Source organism: Ralstonia sp. A12, from assembly GCF_000801955.1.
GTDB lineage: Bacteria > Pseudomonadota > Gammaproteobacteria > Burkholderiales > Burkholderiaceae > Ralstonia.
This window is the reverse complement of record NZ_JSZO01000006.1, coordinates 118673-134376: the sequence shown is the minus strand read 5'-3', so window position 1 is coordinate 134376 and position 15704 is coordinate 118673. Positions and strand designations below refer to the sequence as shown.

The 15704-nt window shown below is 62.7% G+C and carries 16 protein-coding genes; 10 read left to right on the top strand and 6 right to left on the bottom strand.

What is annotated here, in order from left to right; translation table 11 throughout:
* Positions 1 to 10 precede the first annotated feature (10 nt).
* Positions 11 to 829 carry a DUF1223 domain-containing protein gene (locus PI87_RS09640; RefSeq protein WP_052321466.1) on the bottom strand — a complete coding sequence of 273 codons (819 nt, stop codon included), beginning with the start codon at positions 827 to 829 and terminating at the stop codon, positions 11 to 13.
* A 322-nt stretch (positions 830 to 1151) separates the two neighbouring features.
* Here PI87_RS09640 and PI87_RS09635 point away from each other — a divergent pair, with 322 nt between their 5' ends.
* The 8 genes from PI87_RS09635 to hpaI all read left to right on the top strand — a co-directional run bounded on the left by PI87_RS09635 (position 1152) and on the right by hpaI (position 7623).
* Positions 1152 to 1442, top strand: coding sequence for a DUF1488 domain-containing protein (locus tag PI87_RS09635; protein WP_021194665.1), 291 nt, complete (start codon positions 1152 to 1154; stop codon positions 1440 to 1442).
* A 215-nt stretch (positions 1443 to 1657) separates the two neighbouring features.
* Positions 1658 to 2419 carry a fumarylacetoacetate hydrolase family protein gene (locus PI87_RS09630; protein WP_039597489.1) on the top strand — a complete coding sequence of 254 codons (762 nt, stop codon included), beginning with the start codon at positions 1658 to 1660 and terminating at the stop codon, positions 2417 to 2419.
* Complete coding sequence (locus PI87_RS09625; RefSeq protein WP_039597488.1) at positions 2416 to 3195, top strand: fumarylacetoacetate hydrolase family protein; 780 nt, start codon at positions 2416 to 2418, stop codon at positions 3193 to 3195. The genes PI87_RS09630 and PI87_RS09625 overlap by 4 nt, the downstream gene beginning before the upstream one ends.
* Positions 3183 to 4664, top strand: a complete 1482-nt coding sequence (gene hpaE / locus PI87_RS09620) for a 5-carboxymethyl-2-hydroxymuconate semialdehyde dehydrogenase (RefSeq protein WP_039597487.1) — start codon at positions 3183 to 3185, stop codon at positions 4662 to 4664. Before PI87_RS09625 ends, hpaE begins: the two co-directional genes overlap by 13 nt.
* Before the next feature lie 42 nt (positions 4665 to 4706).
* Positions 4707 to 5576, top strand: a complete 870-nt coding sequence (gene hpaD, locus PI87_RS09615) for a 3,4-dihydroxyphenylacetate 2,3-dioxygenase (RefSeq protein ID WP_039597486.1) — start codon at positions 4707 to 4709, stop codon at positions 5574 to 5576.
* Between the two features lie 13 nt (positions 5577 to 5589).
* Entirely contained in the window at positions 5590 to 5979 is a 390-nt protein-coding gene (locus PI87_RS09610; protein ID WP_039597485.1) for a 5-carboxymethyl-2-hydroxymuconate Delta-isomerase, read from the top strand.
* Positions 5980 to 5982: 3 nt separating this feature from the next.
* Positions 5983 to 6786, top strand: a complete 804-nt coding sequence (hpaH, locus tag PI87_RS09605) for a 2-oxo-hept-4-ene-1,7-dioate hydratase (RefSeq protein ID WP_039597484.1) — start codon at positions 5983 to 5985, stop codon at positions 6784 to 6786.
* Between the two features lie 33 nt (positions 6787 to 6819).
* Positions 6820 to 7623, top strand: a complete 804-nt coding sequence (gene hpaI / locus PI87_RS09600; protein ID WP_039597483.1) for a 4-hydroxy-2-oxoheptanedioate aldolase — start codon at positions 6820 to 6822, stop codon at positions 7621 to 7623.
* Between the two features lie 6 nt (positions 7624 to 7629).
* On the opposite strand, the gene hpaR is transcribed toward hpaI, so the two are convergent.
* Together hpaR and xth are read right to left on the bottom strand one after the other, a co-directional pair.
* Complete coding sequence (gene hpaR, locus PI87_RS09595; RefSeq protein WP_039597482.1) at positions 7630 to 8094, bottom strand: homoprotocatechuate degradation operon regulator HpaR; 465 nt, start codon at positions 8092 to 8094, stop codon at positions 7630 to 7632.
* A gap of 11 nt (positions 8095 to 8105) precedes the next feature.
* Complete coding sequence (gene xth, locus PI87_RS09590) at positions 8106 to 8915, bottom strand: exodeoxyribonuclease III (protein ID WP_039597481.1); 810 nt, start codon at positions 8913 to 8915, stop codon at positions 8106 to 8108.
* Positions 8916 to 9841: 926 nt separating this feature from the next.
* Here xth and PI87_RS09580 point away from each other — a divergent pair.
* Complete coding sequence (locus PI87_RS09580; protein WP_039597480.1) at positions 9842 to 10411, top strand: inclusion body family protein; 570 nt, start codon at positions 9842 to 9844, stop codon at positions 10409 to 10411.
* A gap of 145 nt (positions 10412 to 10556) precedes the next feature.
* Positions 10557 to 11831: an amidohydrolase family protein gene (locus tag PI87_RS09575; RefSeq protein WP_039597479.1), complete on the top strand. Its 1275-nt coding sequence runs from the start codon at positions 10557 to 10559 to the stop codon at positions 11829 to 11831.
* A 65-nt stretch (positions 11832 to 11896) separates the two neighbouring features.
* On the opposite strand, the gene PI87_RS09570 is transcribed toward PI87_RS09575, so the two are convergent.
* The 3 genes from PI87_RS09570 to PI87_RS09560 all read right to left on the bottom strand — a co-directional run bounded on the left by PI87_RS09570 (position 11897) and on the right by PI87_RS09560 (position 15691).
* Positions 11897 to 13999, bottom strand: a complete 2103-nt coding sequence (locus PI87_RS09570; protein ID WP_039597478.1) for a M3 family metallopeptidase — start codon at positions 13997 to 13999, stop codon at positions 11897 to 11899.
* A 92-nt stretch (positions 14000 to 14091) separates the two neighbouring features.
* On the bottom strand, positions 14092 to 14961 hold the full coding sequence (folD, locus tag PI87_RS09565; RefSeq protein ID WP_039597477.1) for a bifunctional methylenetetrahydrofolate dehydrogenase/methenyltetrahydrofolate cyclohydrolase FolD: 870 nt from the start codon (positions 14959 to 14961) through the stop codon (positions 14092 to 14094).
* Positions 14962 to 15055: 94 nt separating this feature from the next.
* On the bottom strand, positions 15056 to 15691 hold the full coding sequence (locus tag PI87_RS09560) for a response regulator transcription factor (RefSeq protein ID WP_039597476.1): 636 nt from the start codon (positions 15689 to 15691) through the stop codon (positions 15056 to 15058).
* Positions 15692 to 15704 lie beyond the last annotated feature (13 nt).

Here is a 15704-nt window from a genome sequence, read left to right as displayed (position 1 = left end):
GCCTAGTCGCCTAATGGCATAGCGGCGCGGAGACCGCTTGCAGGATCTCCGCGTCGCGCGGCCGCTCAACGAATGCGGCCAAACTCACATCGGCCGGGTGCGCGTTGGCGGGCAGGGGAATCTCGCCCTGCCATTGCGTACTCGCGCCAGTCAACCGGATCGGGCCGATCCATTCCCTTACGACATGGTCGTGGCGTAGCTCCACACCGCCGTTCTCGCCGCCGCTCGGGTGGCTTACCAGATTGTTTTGTGTCAAAGCGATCCACGCGATGGCTGGGCTGGCACCGGCGGCATTTGGCCGCAGCGTGAATCGCGCGCGGGCCTGTAACGTGGTGCGCGGCGCGTTTGCGGTGGTGGCGTCGAGCGCGATATCCGCTGTGGCAGGTAACGCGTTGCGCGCTGCAATCGCCCGTGAAAAATCGGCGTGATCTGCCCAGCGGCGCAGCTCGTGGCCGGAGACGAACACTTCCGGCGTGTAAATCGTGGAGGTATTTGCGGCATCCCCCAATGCACGCTGCCGTGCTGAGAAGGCCGCGCGGCCGAAGGTGTCTTTCCAGCCGAGGCTGTCCCAGTAGTCGACATGCAGCGCAAGCGGAATCCAGTGTTGCGTATCGACTGGCGTGCGGCTCAACCAGCGGTCTGCCGGTGGGCAACTATTACAACCTTCGGATGTATAGAGTTCAACAACCGCCACGGTGTGCGGCGGGCTCTGAACGTGCAGCGCCGCGCAATCGGCGGCCTGCACGCGGAACGAAGCGCTTGTCAGTGCAAGCAATGTCAGTGTCGCGCTGACATGAAAGTGTCGCAAACGGTATGGTTGGATGCGCATGATGGTCTCCTTGCCTGCATGTCGGCACGGGCTTTGCGTGTGGCTCCCGCTTTGCTTAGTCGGGTGGCGCTCGCGGTCCTGACAAAAAAGCATAACTATGGCGGTGGGCGTGCGGGCCCTGACGCAGCCTGGGATGGCGAGCTAGAGCCTTGGTTCGGGTTCTCTGGCTTTGGCGATGCCACTCGCACGCGTAGCGCAAGCTATGGTTAAAATGAATCTCGCGGTCAGACACATTGTTTGACGGAATCGTGCCGGCCCCCCCGCACGGTTTCCACGCAACAGCGTGTGCGTTGTTGTCCATTGCAATCGGAGGGCTTTGACGATGGAAATCAAGTTCGAAAAGAAAGAGGCGTACGACATCAACAACGAAGGCCTGCTGTTCGACGCGTTGGTCGACGGCGAAAAGGTGACTTGCGTGGCAACACGCGAGGCCCTGTGGGAAGGCCTGGAAGGTGATCAGGTGTTGTCGCTTCAAGCGGCCTTTGAGGCCGGCCAGGATCGGATCCAGGATGCCGCGCGCGTGCTCATCGCCGACGGCGTGCAGCGATCTCAAGGGTTGACTGATTTGCCGCAACCGGTCGTGGTCAAGCGCGTGCACGTCGCCGTGGCTTGAGCGTGGTCGATTGCCTCTGCAGGCATCGGCGCGTCCGATATGCCCGCCTGGTGGACACACGTCCACCGTTCTGAAAAAGCCGGTCTGTGTGACCGGCTTTTTCATTGCCGAAGTTCCAGTGTTTCCCGACTTGACAGAGCCGTCATCTGGCTAGATGATTAACATGTTAATTAAAAGAGCAGCATGGATGCTGCTCCAAAGCCAAGGAGACATGGATGTGGCGAGGCAGAGTGGTATCGCCAGATGGCCAGGCGTGCGACATCGCTTGGGCGGCGGCGCCTGGGGATGCGGAAGCTGGCGAAGCGCAGCGCTGGCTGCCGCCCGTTGATGGCACGGTCGTCGGTGCATTGCTGAATTACCGTGGCGAGCTGGAGATGCTGGGCGATGCGCTTTCCGCACCGCCGTACCAGGCGCCACCCAAGGCACCCATCCTGTATATCAAGCCGGCCAACACGCATGTCGGCCATGACCGTGATGTTGCTTTGCCGGCCGACGTTGATGCGGTCTGGGTGGGCGCTTGCCTGGGTGTAGTGATTGGCCGCACCGCGACACGCGTGAGCGTCGCCCAGGCCGATGAATGCATTGCCGGCTACACCATCGTCAATGACCTGACGGTGCCGCATGCCAGCTACTACCGCCCGGCGATCCGCCACAAGTGCCGCGACGGCTTTTGTCCGATCGGCCCATGGGTGGTGGATCGAAGCGATGTGCCCGACGCAGGCGCACTCGAGATTACCGTGCGTATCAACGGCGAGATCAAGCAGCGCGCTTCCACCGCAACGCTGGTGCGCCCGGTTGCGCAACTGCTGGCCGATGTGAGCGCCTTCATGACGCTTGAAGCCGGTGACGTACTGCTTGTCGGCATGCCCGAGAACCCACCGCTGGCGCGTGCCGACGACCGCGTCGACGTCGACATCGCCCACATCGGCACACTGACGACCCGCTTGGCTCGCCACACGCAGGAGGCCTCGCAATGAAGCGCGCACGCATTGCCTACGACGGCGCGATCCATCAAGCCACCGCCGTGCCCGGCGACGACACTCACCTGCAGTTGGCCGATGGCCGCGTGCTGCACGAAACGGAAGTCGTCTGGCTGCCACCGGTCGTGCCACGCACGATCTTCGCGTTGGGTTTGAACTATGCCGACCACGCCAAGGAACTCGCCTTCAAGGCTCCCGAAGAACCGCTTGCCTTCCTGAAGGGGCCGAACACGCTGATCGGCCATCGTGCTCATACAGTGCGCCCGACCGGTGTGGCTTTCATGCATTACGAGTGCGAGCTGGTGGTGGTGATTGGCAAGACCGCGCGCAACGTGCCGCGTGAACGCGCCTACGAGGTCGTCGCCGGTTATACGGTGGCCAATGACTATGCCATCCGCGATTACCTTGAGAACTACTACCGCCCAAACCTGCGCGTGAAGAGCCGCGACACGTGTACGCCCATCGGCCCGTGGCTGGTGGATCGTGATGACGTGCCCGACCCGATGAATCTCGCGCTACGCACCACTGTCAACGGCCGTGTCACGCAAGAAGGCAGCACGCGCGACATGATCTTCGACATCCCGGCGCTCATCGCATGGTTCTCCAGTTTCATGACGCTGAGCGCCGGCGACATGATCCTGACCGGCACGCCAGAGGGTTTGGCCGACACACAACCCGGCGACGAGGTCGTCACCGAAATCGAAGGTATCGGGCGATTGGTCAGCACCATCGCCGCAGAACAACCGAGCAAGGAGCCCGCATGCATCCCGTGAGCATGGACCCCGTCAAGCACTGGATCGACGGCCGTCAGGTCGACAGCGCTGAGCGTTTCATCACCACCAACCCGGCGACGGGTGAGGCGATTGCAGAGGTGGCCTCGGGCGGCGAGGCAGAGATCAACGCGGCGGTGGCCGCAGCCAAGGCGGCATTCCCCGCCTGGGCCAACACGCCGGCCAAGCAGCGCGCCAAGCTGATGCGCCGTCTGGGCGAACTGATCGAGCAGCACGTGCCGCATCTGGCTGCACTGGAGACGATGGACACCGGTCTGCCGATCGCACAGACGAGCAAGCAACTCATTCCGCGCGCATCGGAGAACTTCCATTTCTTCGCCGAGGTATGCACGCAGATCAACGGCCGCACGTATCCGGTTGACGATCAGATGCTGAACTACACGCTGTATCAGCCGGTGGGTGTGTGCGCGCTGATCTCGCCGTGGAACGTGCCGTTCATGACGGCGACCTGGAAGGTCGCGCCGTGTCTGGCACTCGGCAATACGGCGGTGCTGAAGATGTCGGAGCTGTCGCCGCTGACGGCCGACCAGCTTGGTCGACTGGCGCTGGAGGCTGGCATTCCGCCGGGTGTGCTGAACGTTGTGCAGGGCTACGGCGCCACGGCTGGTGATGCACTGGTGCGCCATCCCGACGTGCGCGTGGTGTCGTTCACCGGCGGCACGGCGACCGGCAAGCGCATCATGGAACGTGCCGGTCTGAAGAAGTTCTCGATGGAACTGGGCGGCAAATCGCCGGTGCTGATCTTTGACGATGCCGACTTGGACCGTGCGCTGGACGCATCGCTCTTCACCATCTTCTCGATCAACGGCGAGCGCTGCACGGCCGGCTCGCGCATCTTCGTGCAGGAGAGTGTGTATGACGATTTCGTGCGTAAGTTTGCCGAGCGTGCCAAGCGACTTGTGGTGGGTGATCCGGCGGATGAGAAGACCAACGTCGGCTCGATGATCACGCGCGCGCACTGGGAGAAGGTCACGGGCTACATCCGCCTGGGCGAGCAGGAAGGTGCCAGGATTCTGGCCGGTGGCCCGGATAAGCCTGAAGGCCTGTCGGAGCATTTGAAGAACGGCAACTTTGTCGCGCCGACGGTGCTGGCCAATGTCGACAACCGCATGCGCGTGGCCCAGGAAGAAATCTTTGGCCCCGTGGCCTGCCTGATCCCGTTCAAGGACGAGGCCGATGGCCTGAAGCTCGCCAATGACGTGGAGTATGGCTTGGCTTCGTATATCTGGACGCAGGATGTAGGCAAGGTGCACCGACTGGCACGCGGTATCGAAGCGGGCATGGTGTTCGTCAACAGCCAGAACGTGCGCGACCTGCGTCAGCCATTTGGCGGTGTGAAAGCATCCGGCACCGGGCGCGAGGGCGGTGAGTACAGTCTGGAGGTGTTTGCTGAGATCAAGAACGTCTGTATTTCGATGGGCAGCCACCACATCCCGCGCTGGGGCGTTTGACGCGCCACCGGACAAACCAAGACAAGGGCGGAAGGAGACACCATGGGCAAGTTGGCCTTGGCCGCGAAGATTACCCACGTACCGTCGATGTACCTGTCGGAGCTACCCGGCAAGCATCATGGCTGCCGCGCGGCGGCCATCGAGGGACACCGCGTCATCGGGCAGCGTTGCCGTGATCTGGGCGTGGACACCATCGTCGTGTCCGACGTGCACTGGCTGGTCAACGCCGGCTACCACGTCAACTGCAATGCTCGCTTCGAGGGCATCTACACGAGCAACGAGTTGCCGCATTTCATCAAGGACATGCGGTATGCGTATCCGGGCAATCCGGCGCTCGGCCGCCTGATTGCCGAGACGGCAACTGCGCGTGGTGTTTTCACGCGCGCGCACGAGATCGATAGCCTCGAACTCGAATACGGCACGCTGGTGCCGATGCGCTACATGAACAGCGACCAGCACTTCAAGGTCGTGTCGATTGCCGGTTGGTGCGCTTGGCACAAACTGGACGAGAGCCGCCGCTTTGGCGCTGCGCTGCTCGAAGCCATCGCGGCCAGCGACAGCACCGTCGCGTTCCTGGCCAGTGGTTCGCTGTCGCACCGCTTCAACGACAACGGCAGCCCCGAAGAGGCCATCCACCAGATCAGCCGCGAGTTCTTCAAACAGGTCGACCTGCGTGTGGTGGACTTGTGGAAGCAGGGCGATTGGAAGACCTTCTGCGCGATGCTGCCCGAATACGCGTCGCTGTGCGAAGGCGAGGGCGGCATGCATGACACGGCCATGCTGCTTGGCCTGCTTGGTTGGGATGCCTATGACAAGGGCATTGAAGTCATCACCGATTATTTTCCCAGTTCGGGCACCGGCCAGATCAATGCGATCTTCCCGCTGCCCGAACGTGATCAACCCGGGACGTGAGCAGGAGACCGCCATGCCGCACGTCATTGTTGAATACACCGACAACCTGGGCGACGACGCCCGCATCCCGCAACTCCTGCAGACAATCAATGCGACGCTGATCGCGCAGAACGGCGTGTTCCCGACCGGGGGCATCCGCTCGCGTGCCGTCAAGTTGACGGACTACCGCGTCGCCGATGGCAAGGAGGACGACGCCTTCGTTCACGTCACGCTCAAGATCGGGGCAGGCCGAACGCCCGAGGTCAAGAAGATCGCTTGCGACGCGCTGTTCGACGCCATCAAAGCGCACTTCGCGGAGGCCTTTGCCCGCCGCTACCTGGCGCTCTCGATGGAGCTGACCGAGTTCGACGAAGGCGGCAGCTACAAGCACAACAATATCCACGCGCGTTTTCGCAAAGCCTGATCCATGCTCGATACCGCCACCATCCAGACCATTGCCCGCCGCCTGCACCAGGCCGAGATCGACCGCAAGCAGATCCGCCAAGTTTCACTCGACCACCCCGACATCACCATCGACGATGCCTACGCCATCCAGCGCGATTGGGTGGCGATGAAGCTGGCGGAAGGGCGACGCCTGAAGGGCCACAAAATCGGCCTGACCTCGCGTGCGATGCAGCAGTCCTCACAGATTGATGAGCCGGACTACGGCGCGCTGCTCGACGACATGTTCTTTGCCGACGGCAGCGAGATTCCCGCCGGCCGTTTCATCGTGCCGCGCGTGGAAGTGGAACTCGCCTTCGTGCTCGGCAAGCGGCTGGAAGGGCCGGAGGTGACGCTGTTTGATGTGTACGACGCGGTGGATCATGTGATTCCGGCCCTGGAGATCATCGATGCGCGCTCGCAGTCGATCGACCCCGACAGCGGTCGCCCACGCAAGGTGTTCGACACGATTGCCGACAACGCCGCCAACGCTGGCGTGGTGATGGGCGGCCGGCCGATCCGCATGCGTGATGTGGATCTGCGCTGGGTGGGTGCCATCCTCTCGCGCAATGCCGTCATCGAAGAGACTGGCGTGGCGGCGGGTGTGCTGAACCATCCGGCCAACGGGGTGGTGTGGCTGGCTAACAAGCTGGCGCCGCATGGCGTGGCGCTGGAGCCAGGACAGATCATCCTGGGCGGTTCGTTCACGCGCCCCGTGCCTGCCCGCCCCGGTGATACATTCCATTGCGACTATGGCCCGCTTGGCAGCATTGCCTGCCATTTCGTCTGACGTTTCGTTTTCTGCTCAAAGGATGTCCCTGTCATGCAGCTCCCGGTGAACCACTTCAAGCGCGCGTTGGCCGAACGCCGTCCGCAGATCGGCCTCTGGATGGCGATGACGCATCCGTATCCGGCAGAGATCGTCGCAGGGGCTGGCTTCGACTGGCTGCTGATCGACAACGAGCACGCGCCGAACCAGTTGCAATCGACGCTTGCGCAACTGCAGGCCATCGCGCCGTATCCATCGCACCCGATTGTGCGGCCGGCCTGGAACGATGCCGTAGAGATCAAGCGCCTGATGGACATCGGCGCTCAGACGCTGTTGGTGCCGATGGTGCAAAGCGCAAACGAGGCCCGTGCTGCCGTCGAAGCGATGCGCTATCCGCCCGAGGGCATGCGTGGCGTGGGTAGTGCACTGGCACGCGCATCGCGCTGGAACCGCGTTGACGACTATCTCCGCCGCGCCAACGCGGAGATGTGCACGCTGGTGCAGGTGGAAACCACCGAAAGCCTGGCGCATCTCGACGCGATTCTTGCGGTGGACGGCGTGGATGGCGTGTTCATTGGTCCGGGCGATCTGGCCGCGTCCATGGGCCATTTGGGCGAGCCTGGCCATCCGGAAGTCCGCAAGACGATCGACGATACGATCCGCCGCATTGTGGCCTCGGGCAAGGCAGCGGGCATTTTGTCGGCCGATCAGGCGCAGGCCAGGCACTACCTGTCGCTCGGGGCAACCTTTGTCGCAGTCGGAACGGATGTGACCTTGCTGGCCCGTAGCGCTGAACAGCTCGCGCAGGCGTTCAAGGGAGAGGGTGCCAGGCCGCAGACAGGCGGCAGCGTTTACTGACGGGCGTTATTCGTCGCCGGTAAAGCGCGACATCGGCGTGTGCGTTTCCATCACCCGGATGGACTCGTCGATGGCGACATAGAGCGCATCCAGGCGCGCGCGTCCGAGCTGGGCTTCGATGCGTGCGTACTCCGCGTCCACTTGCGGCTCCACGTCGGCCAGGAACCTGCGGCTCTTGGGCGTGAGCGAGATCACTTGCCGGCGCTGATCTACCGACGACTTCGTGCGTACGATCATCTCGGACTGCTCCATCGCCGCCAGCATGCGCGTCAGGCTCGGGCTCAGGATCAGGCACGCATCGGCGAGCTGGTTGGGCTCCATGTCGCCGGTGTCATTGAGCGTGCGCAGCACACGCCATTGCTGCTCAGTGATGCCGTGCTCGCGCAGGATCGGCCGAAAGCGCGCCATGAAGGTCTCACGTGCGCGCAGCAGCAGATGCGGCAGATTGCGGTGCTTGAAGGTGGAAGCCATGCCGATCCGCCTTACGCGTCGCGCAGCGCAGCGACCACCGGCGTGTGGTCTGACGGCTGTTCCCATGTGCGTGGCACGCGGTCGATATGGCATGACTCACACCGCTTGGCGAGTTCAGGCGACAGCATGATGTGGTCAATCCGCAGGCCGGCGTTGCGTCTGAAGCCGAACATGCGGTAGTCCCACCACGAGAACTGCTTGTCTTCCTGCGCGAACATGCGGAAGGCGTCGACCAGCCCGGCGCTCTCCATCGCGCGGAAGGCCGCGCGCTCTTCTGGGGACACCAGGTTCTGGCCCTCCCACTTCTTCGGGTCGTGCACGTCGCGGTCTTCCGGGGCGATATTGAAATCGCCCAGCAGCATCAGGCGCGGGTTGGCGGCCATCTCGGCCTTCAGCCATTCCTGTAGCGCCTCCAGCCAGCGCAGCTTATAGACGAATTTGTCGGAATCGAGTGCCTGCCCGTTCGGGATGTAGGCGGAGATCACGCGCACCGGGCCGCCGGCCATGTCGTACGTGGCAGCCACGATGCGCTGCTGCTCGTCGGCGAAACCGGGGATGTTCTTCACCACGTCGCGGCCTTCGGGTACGGCAGCCTTACGCGCGAGGATGGCCACGCCGTTGTACGTCTTCTGGCCGGTGAACAGCGATGCATAGCCCGCGGCGTCCAGTTCAGCCAGCGGGTAGCGGTCGTCGGGCAACTTCAGTTCCTGCAGGCAGAGCAGATCGATGGGCGTGGCGTCGGCCTCGCGCTCAGCCAGCCATTGCAGCACCTGCGGCAGGCGGACTTTGAGGGAGTTGACGTTCCAGGTGGCGACTCTCATCGTTTCGGAAATTCTTTTGATTTCAGGTGTTTGCAGTGGGTGCTGGCCTGAACTGCTGGCTTGGCTACCCACGTGGCTACCCCTTGGAAGGGCTCGGGTGGGCGTTATACCCGTGTTGCGCGAATGCCAGCATGGTATCAGCGGGCAACCTAGTTTCGCTTGATCATCGTCCGGACACCCTCGATCGCTACGCCGCTTGATCGCTTGCCAATCCTCACAAGCTCGCGTTCGAGTTCCCCTGCCTTGGCCAAGCGGTAGATGGGGGACTGCGGCACGCCGAGCTTGGCCTCGGCAAATCAAACCGTCGCCGCGTGCGGGTTGCTGGATGCAGTCGAACACACTGCTGCGCATGCTTGCAGTCGGCGCCGATGGTTGTCTGATGGGCGACCTGCATGCCGTTCGTCTGCGATGGGTAACAGGCGGCGCGGACAGTCCACCGGCGCTACCACCAAGGCACTGCTCTTCGCCAGACGGATGGTTTTGATGTCGGATCGGCTGATTATCTATGGGATATAAGGATTAATCCTTGTTTGCTATCGATCTCATCTCGTCGTTCTGATTATGACTGCTATGAATATGAGTAATTTGCAGCAAGGTAGTGGCCGACATAGCATCCACGTCACAGTGAGATAACGCACTGCGCGTCGATGCCAAGTGAATCGGGTTTCACGAAGGTTGGCGAAAAGCGAAAATCAATCAAGCGCGGAGTCCTAAATCTCCGCAGGGGTGTGGGGTTGTGCAGGGAGCGCTGCAGAGACGCTAGCTGCATATCCAGTGCCACGAACTGGAAGGTTGTGCATCGCATGCCAGCTTAGATCGGTTATCCCAGGCGGGTTATTTTCCTTCGGATTGCAATTATTTTGTCCTTTTTAATCGGGGTTGCCGAAAACCGAGAAAAGAGTAGGCAAGAATAATCAGGAGGCATTATGGCGGAAAGGGATCTTGAAAGAACGAAGGCCGGTGATCGTGTTGGTCAGAACCAGCGCATTACGATCAATGTGATGACTGTGATGGACGTGCAGGCGATTATCGCGAAATACGGCAAGCTGAGTCAGGAGCCCCAAAAAGCTACGCAAATTGGGCACGCGTTTATCTACATGTCCTCCGATGACCCGCGCGGGTGGAGTGCCGCCGACCCGGGCAACATCATCCTCAATGCGCAGGTTGGGGATACATTGGATTTTTCGTGTACCAGCACGTCGGGCAATTCGGAGGAAGCGGCCTTCATCATCGCACTGAGCGGTGGTGAGCCTGTTCTGGACCCTTCGCACGTTGATGTGATCACGCTGCAAAAGGCAGCTCAACCGACACCGCCCAACGGCTATCCCTTCAAGTTCGTTACCGAGACCTTCAGTTCTTGCGATGCCAAAGTGAGTCAGAAGGGTACTGCGACGAACTTCTGGGCTACGGCGGCGTTGTTTACCTTGTCGGACGACAGCGAAAGCCAAGTACTGGCTGGATACGTTACGTGGGACCCAACGGTGATCGTCAAGTAACCAGCCGCCGGTAACCGTAACAATGTGCCTGCCGTCAGCCGACGGTGGGCACGCGTGCGTCAACGATTGCGAGGCCCGAGTCTTCATGCAGCGCGCCATCATCCGCTTGCGGTAGATTGGCAGCTTGGTTGCAACAGGAGCCCGCATGGATTTCGTGATTCGCAACGCCAGCTTGCCCGATGGGCGCACCGGTATCGATATTGGTATCGATGCCGGCCGCATTGCTGCCTTGCAGCCGCAACTGCCCGCACGCGGGGCGCAGGAACTTGACGCGGCTGGAGCACTGGTCAGTCCGCCGTTCGTCGATGCGCATTTCCACATGGATGCGACGTTGTCGTACGGTTTGCCGCGTGTGAACCGGTCCGGCACGCTGCTCGAAGGCATCGCGCTGTGGAGCGAGCTCAAGCCAATGCTCACGCAAGACGCGTTGGTCGAGCGCGCCTTGCACTACTGCGATTGGGCTGTCGCACGCGGCCTGCTGGCGATCCGTTCCCACGTAGACGTGTGCGACCCGCGCTTGCTTGCCGTCGAGGCGCTGCTGCATGTCAAGCGTCAGGTCGCGCCGTACCTGGACTTGCAGCTCGTCGCCTTCCCGCAGGATGGCCTGTTGCGCAGTCCAGGCGCATTCGACAACCTCAAGCGCGCCATCAGCATGGGCGTGGACGTGGTTGGCGGGATTCCGCATTTCGAGCGCACCATGGCCGATGGCGCGGAGTCCATCCGCCTGCTATGCGAATTCGCTGCCGAGTGCGGGCTGCGTGTCGACATGCACTGCGATGAGTCGGACGACCCGCTCTCGCGTCATATCGAAACACTGGCCGTGCAAACACATCGCCTGGGTTTGCACGGCCGCGTCGCCGGCTCGCACCTCACGTCGATGCACTCGATGGACAACTACTACGTTAGCAAGCTGCTGCCGCTGATGCGCGAGGCGGGCGTGGCGGCGATTGCCAATCCGCTCATCAACATCACGCTGCAGGGGCGGTCCGATACGTATCCGAAGCGGCGCGGCATGACGCGTGTGCCTGAACTGCTGGCAGCCGGCATCGAGGTCGCTTTCGGCCACGACTGCGTGATGGACCCGTGGTACAGCCTGGGCTCGGGCGACATGCTGGAAGTGGCGCACATGGGCTTGCACGTCGCGCAGATGACGGGGCAGGAGGCCATGCGTCAGTGCTTTGCGGCCGTGACGGAAACACCCGCGCGCATCCTTGGGTTGGACGGCTACGGCATTGCGCCAGGGTGCCATGCGGACTTGGTGGTGCTGGATGCGCGCGACCCGATTGAAGCGATACGCTTGCGTGCCGCACGCACGCTGGTTATCCGACGGGGCCAAGTGGTTGCACGTACGCCTGCACCACACGCGGCGCTCTCGTTACCGGGCCGGCCCACACACGTCGATTTCCGCTTGCCCGGATGATGGCCAAATAAAAAACGCCGCTTCGGCCTGCGCACGAAGCGGCGTTGTTCTTGCAACGCAGAGCGTCAGGCAGCTTCCGCCACCATGCCACCGTGGCGCAGCAGCGCATCGATGCTCGGCGCGCGACCACGGAAGGCCGTGAACGACTCGATGGCCGGGCGGCTGCCACCGACTTCCAGCACCTCGCGGCGGTAGCGCGCGCCGGTTTCGGCGTCGAGCACCGAGCCGCTCAGCTTGCCGGCTTCTTCAAACGCTGCATAGGCATCCGCCGACAGCACCTCGGCCCACTTGTAGCTGTAGTAGCCCGCCGCATAGCCGCCTGCAAAGATGTGGCTGAACGTATTCGGCCAGCGCGACAGCTCGGCCTGCGGCACCACGTGGAAGCGGTTGTTGACCTGGCGCGACAGCTCCAGCACCGAGGCCGAACCCTTCGGGTCGAAATCCGTATGCAAGTGCATGTCAAACGTCGAGAACACGATCTGGCGCAGCGTCATCATGCCGTTCTGGAAGTTCTTCGCAGCCAGCATGCTGTCGTACAGCTTGCGTGGCAGCGGCTCGCCGGAGTTCACCTGACGGGTCATGCGCGACAGCACTTCCCACTCCCAGCAGAAGTTCTCCATGAACTGCGAGGGCAGCTCCACCGCATCCCATTCCACGCCGTTGATGCCGGACACGCCCAGTTCGTCCACGCGCGTGAGCATGTGGTGCAGGCCATGGCCGAACTCGTGGAAGAGGGTGATGACCTCGTCGTGCGTGAACAGCGCGGGTTTGTCGCCGACCGGGCCGGAGAAGTTACAGGTCAGGTAGGCCACCGGGGTTTGCACGTGGGCATCGGCTAGTGCCTTACGGCCACGCGCGTCATCCATCCAGGCGCCGCCGCGTTTGCCTTCGCGGGCGTACAGATCAATGTAGAACTGTGCGAGAAGCTCGCCCTGGGCCGATTCGACGCGGAAGAAGCGCACGTCCGGGTGCCAGACCGCAGCCTCTTCCGGGCGAATCTTCACCGAGAACAGCGTTTGCACAACGTTGAACAAGCCATCCAGCACGGCGGGTTCCGGGAAGTATTGCTTCACCTCCTGCTCGGAGAATGCATAGCGTGCCTCACGCAGCTTTTCCGAGGCGTAGGCCATGTCCCACGGTTCGAGCTTGTCGATGCCGAGTGAGGTTTTGGCAAAGGCTTGTAGCTCGGCCCAATCCTGTTCTGCAAAGGGGCGGGCGCGGTCGGCCAACTCACCCAGGAAGCGCAGGACTTCTTCCGGCGAATTCGCCATCTTCGGCACGAGCGAGACCTCGCCAAAGTTGCGATAGCCAAGCATGTGGGCTTCTTCGGTGCGCAGCGTGAGCTGCTCGGCCATGTTGGCCGTGTTGTCCCACTCTGCCTTGCCGCCGCCGTATTGGGCACCCAGCTCGGAGGCGCGCGTCACGTTGGCTTCGTACAGCGTGCGGCGCAGCGCGCGGTCATCGGCGTATTGCAGCACCGGGAAGTACGATGGGAAGTGCAGCGTGAACTTCCAGCCCGTGGCGTTGGGGTTGTCTCGGCGGGCGGCTTCCTGCGCGGCTTGCTTGGCGTCGTCGGGCAGACCGGCCAGGCGGCCCTCGTCTTCGATCAGCAGGGCGTAGGCGTTGGTGGCATCCAGCACGTGGTCGCTGAAGGCCTTGGTCAGTTGCGCCTGCTGTTCTTGAATGGCAGCAAAACGCGGCTTCTGGTCTTCCGGCAATTCGGCGCCGCCCAAGCGGAAGCCGCGCAGCTCGTTGTCGAGCAGCTTTTTGCGGGCGGAATTCAGGGTGGCGTATTCGGCGCTCTGCGCGATGGCCTTGTACTTCTCGAACAGTTCGAGGTCTTGGCCCAGGCCCGACCAGAACTCGGTCACGCGCGGCAGGTTGGCGGCATGCGCCTCGCGCAAGGCCGGCGTATCGGCCACGGCGCTCAGGTGGCTGACGATGCCCCAGGCGCGGCCCAGCGGCTCGGTGGCGTCTTCCAGCGCGGTAACGACGGTTTTCCAGGAAACAGGTGTGGCCGGGTCCTTGACCTTGGCGACGGCCGCCGCTGCGCGCTCGAGCAGCACGTCAATGGCTGGCGTGATGTGCTCGGGGCGGAGATCCGCAAAGCGCGGCAGACCGGAAAAATCGAGCAGCGGATTATTGGCTTGGAGCGAAATGTCGGTCATGGCGGGCTCAGTAGGAAAAATCGGGGACAAAAAAAGCGTCCGATCCAACAGGTTGGGACGCTTTTCTCGTTTCCAATGGTGGAAAGTGAAGCTTACGCTGCCAACGAGGCTCCATCAGCAACGCGTTCAGCGGCTTCCAAGGTGTTGATCAGCAGCATGGTGATCGTCATCGGGCCGACGCCGCCCGGCACCGGGGTGATGTAGCCGGCGACTTCCTTGACGCCGGCAAAGTCGACGTCGCCGCAGAGCTTGCCGGCATCGTCGCGGTTCATGCCCACGTCGATGACCGCGGCGCCCGGTTTGACCATGTCGGCGGTGATGATGTTGCGGCGGCCGACCGCGGCCACGATGATGTCCGCTTCACGCGTGTGGGCAGCCAGGTCGCGCGTCTTGCTGTTGCAGATCGTGATGGTGGCGCCGGCCTGCAGCAGCAGCATCGCCATCGGTTTGCCGACGATGTTCGAGGCGCCCACCACCACGGCATTGGCGCCACGCACCGGGTAGTTGACCGATTCCAGCATCTTCATACAGCCGTACGGCGTGCAGGGGCGGAACAGCGGGGCGCCGGTCATCAGCGCACCTGCGTTGGCGACGTGGAAACCGTCAACGTCCTTCTCGGGCGCGATGGCCTCGAGCACCTTGTGGCTATCGATGTGCTTGGGCAGCGGGAGTTGAACCAGGATGCCGTGGATGCGCGGGTCGCGGTTCAGGGCATCGATGCGGCCGAGCAGGTCGGCTTCGGTCAGGTCAGCGGGGTAGCGGTCGAAGACGGAGAGGAACCCGTTGTCTTCGCACGCCTTGATCTTGTTGCGTACGTAGACCTGGCTGGCTGGGTCTTCACCCACGAGGATGACGGCCAGGCCGGGCTGGTGGCCGCGCGCGGTGAGAGCGGCGGCGCGTTGTGCGGCTTCGGCGCGGAGTTGCTTGGCAAGCGCGTTGCCGTCGATGAGTTGGGCGGTCATGGCTGGGCGGAGGAGGGAGAGGGCAAACCGCAATTATAAATCGGCGCCTTCCTTCCTAACCGCCCAGTTGACACGGCGCAGGCGCGCCGATGCCTCAAGCGTTCTTTGACAGCGCCAGTCGCAGCAGGTCCGCCACCGTGTTCACGTTGAGCTTTTCCATGATGTTGGCGCGGTGGGCTTCCACCGTCTTGATGGAAATGCCCAGGTCGTCGGCGATCTGCTTGTTCAGGCGGCCGGCAACGATGCGCTCGAGCACCTGCTGCTCGCGCGTGGTCAGGCGGCCGAGCAGGTCCTTGGCGGCCTTCTGCTCGCGGGCGACGGAATCTTCCGAGCGGGCCTTGCTGAGCATGCGCTCGACCAGTTCACGCAGTTCGGATTCGTCAAAGGGCTTCTCGATGAAGTCGACCGCGCCTTTCTTCATGGTCGACACCGCCATCGGTACATCGCCGTGGCCGGTCACGAAGACGATCGGCAGGCGGCTGTTCTCGGCCATGAGGCGGTCCTGCAGCTCGGGGCCGCTCATGCCTTGCATGCGCACGTCGAGGATCAGGCAGCCGACGCCTTCGGTGCGCTTGTCGTCTACGAGGAACTCTTCAGCGCTGCGGTAGGTGCGCACGGTGTAGCCGTTGCCTTCGAGCAGCCACGTCAATGAGTCACGCATGGCTTCATCGTCGTCGACGACGAACACGGTTTCGTTGCGCGGAGCAACTGCTGCGGGCGTTGTGCTCATGGAGGAGTCCTCG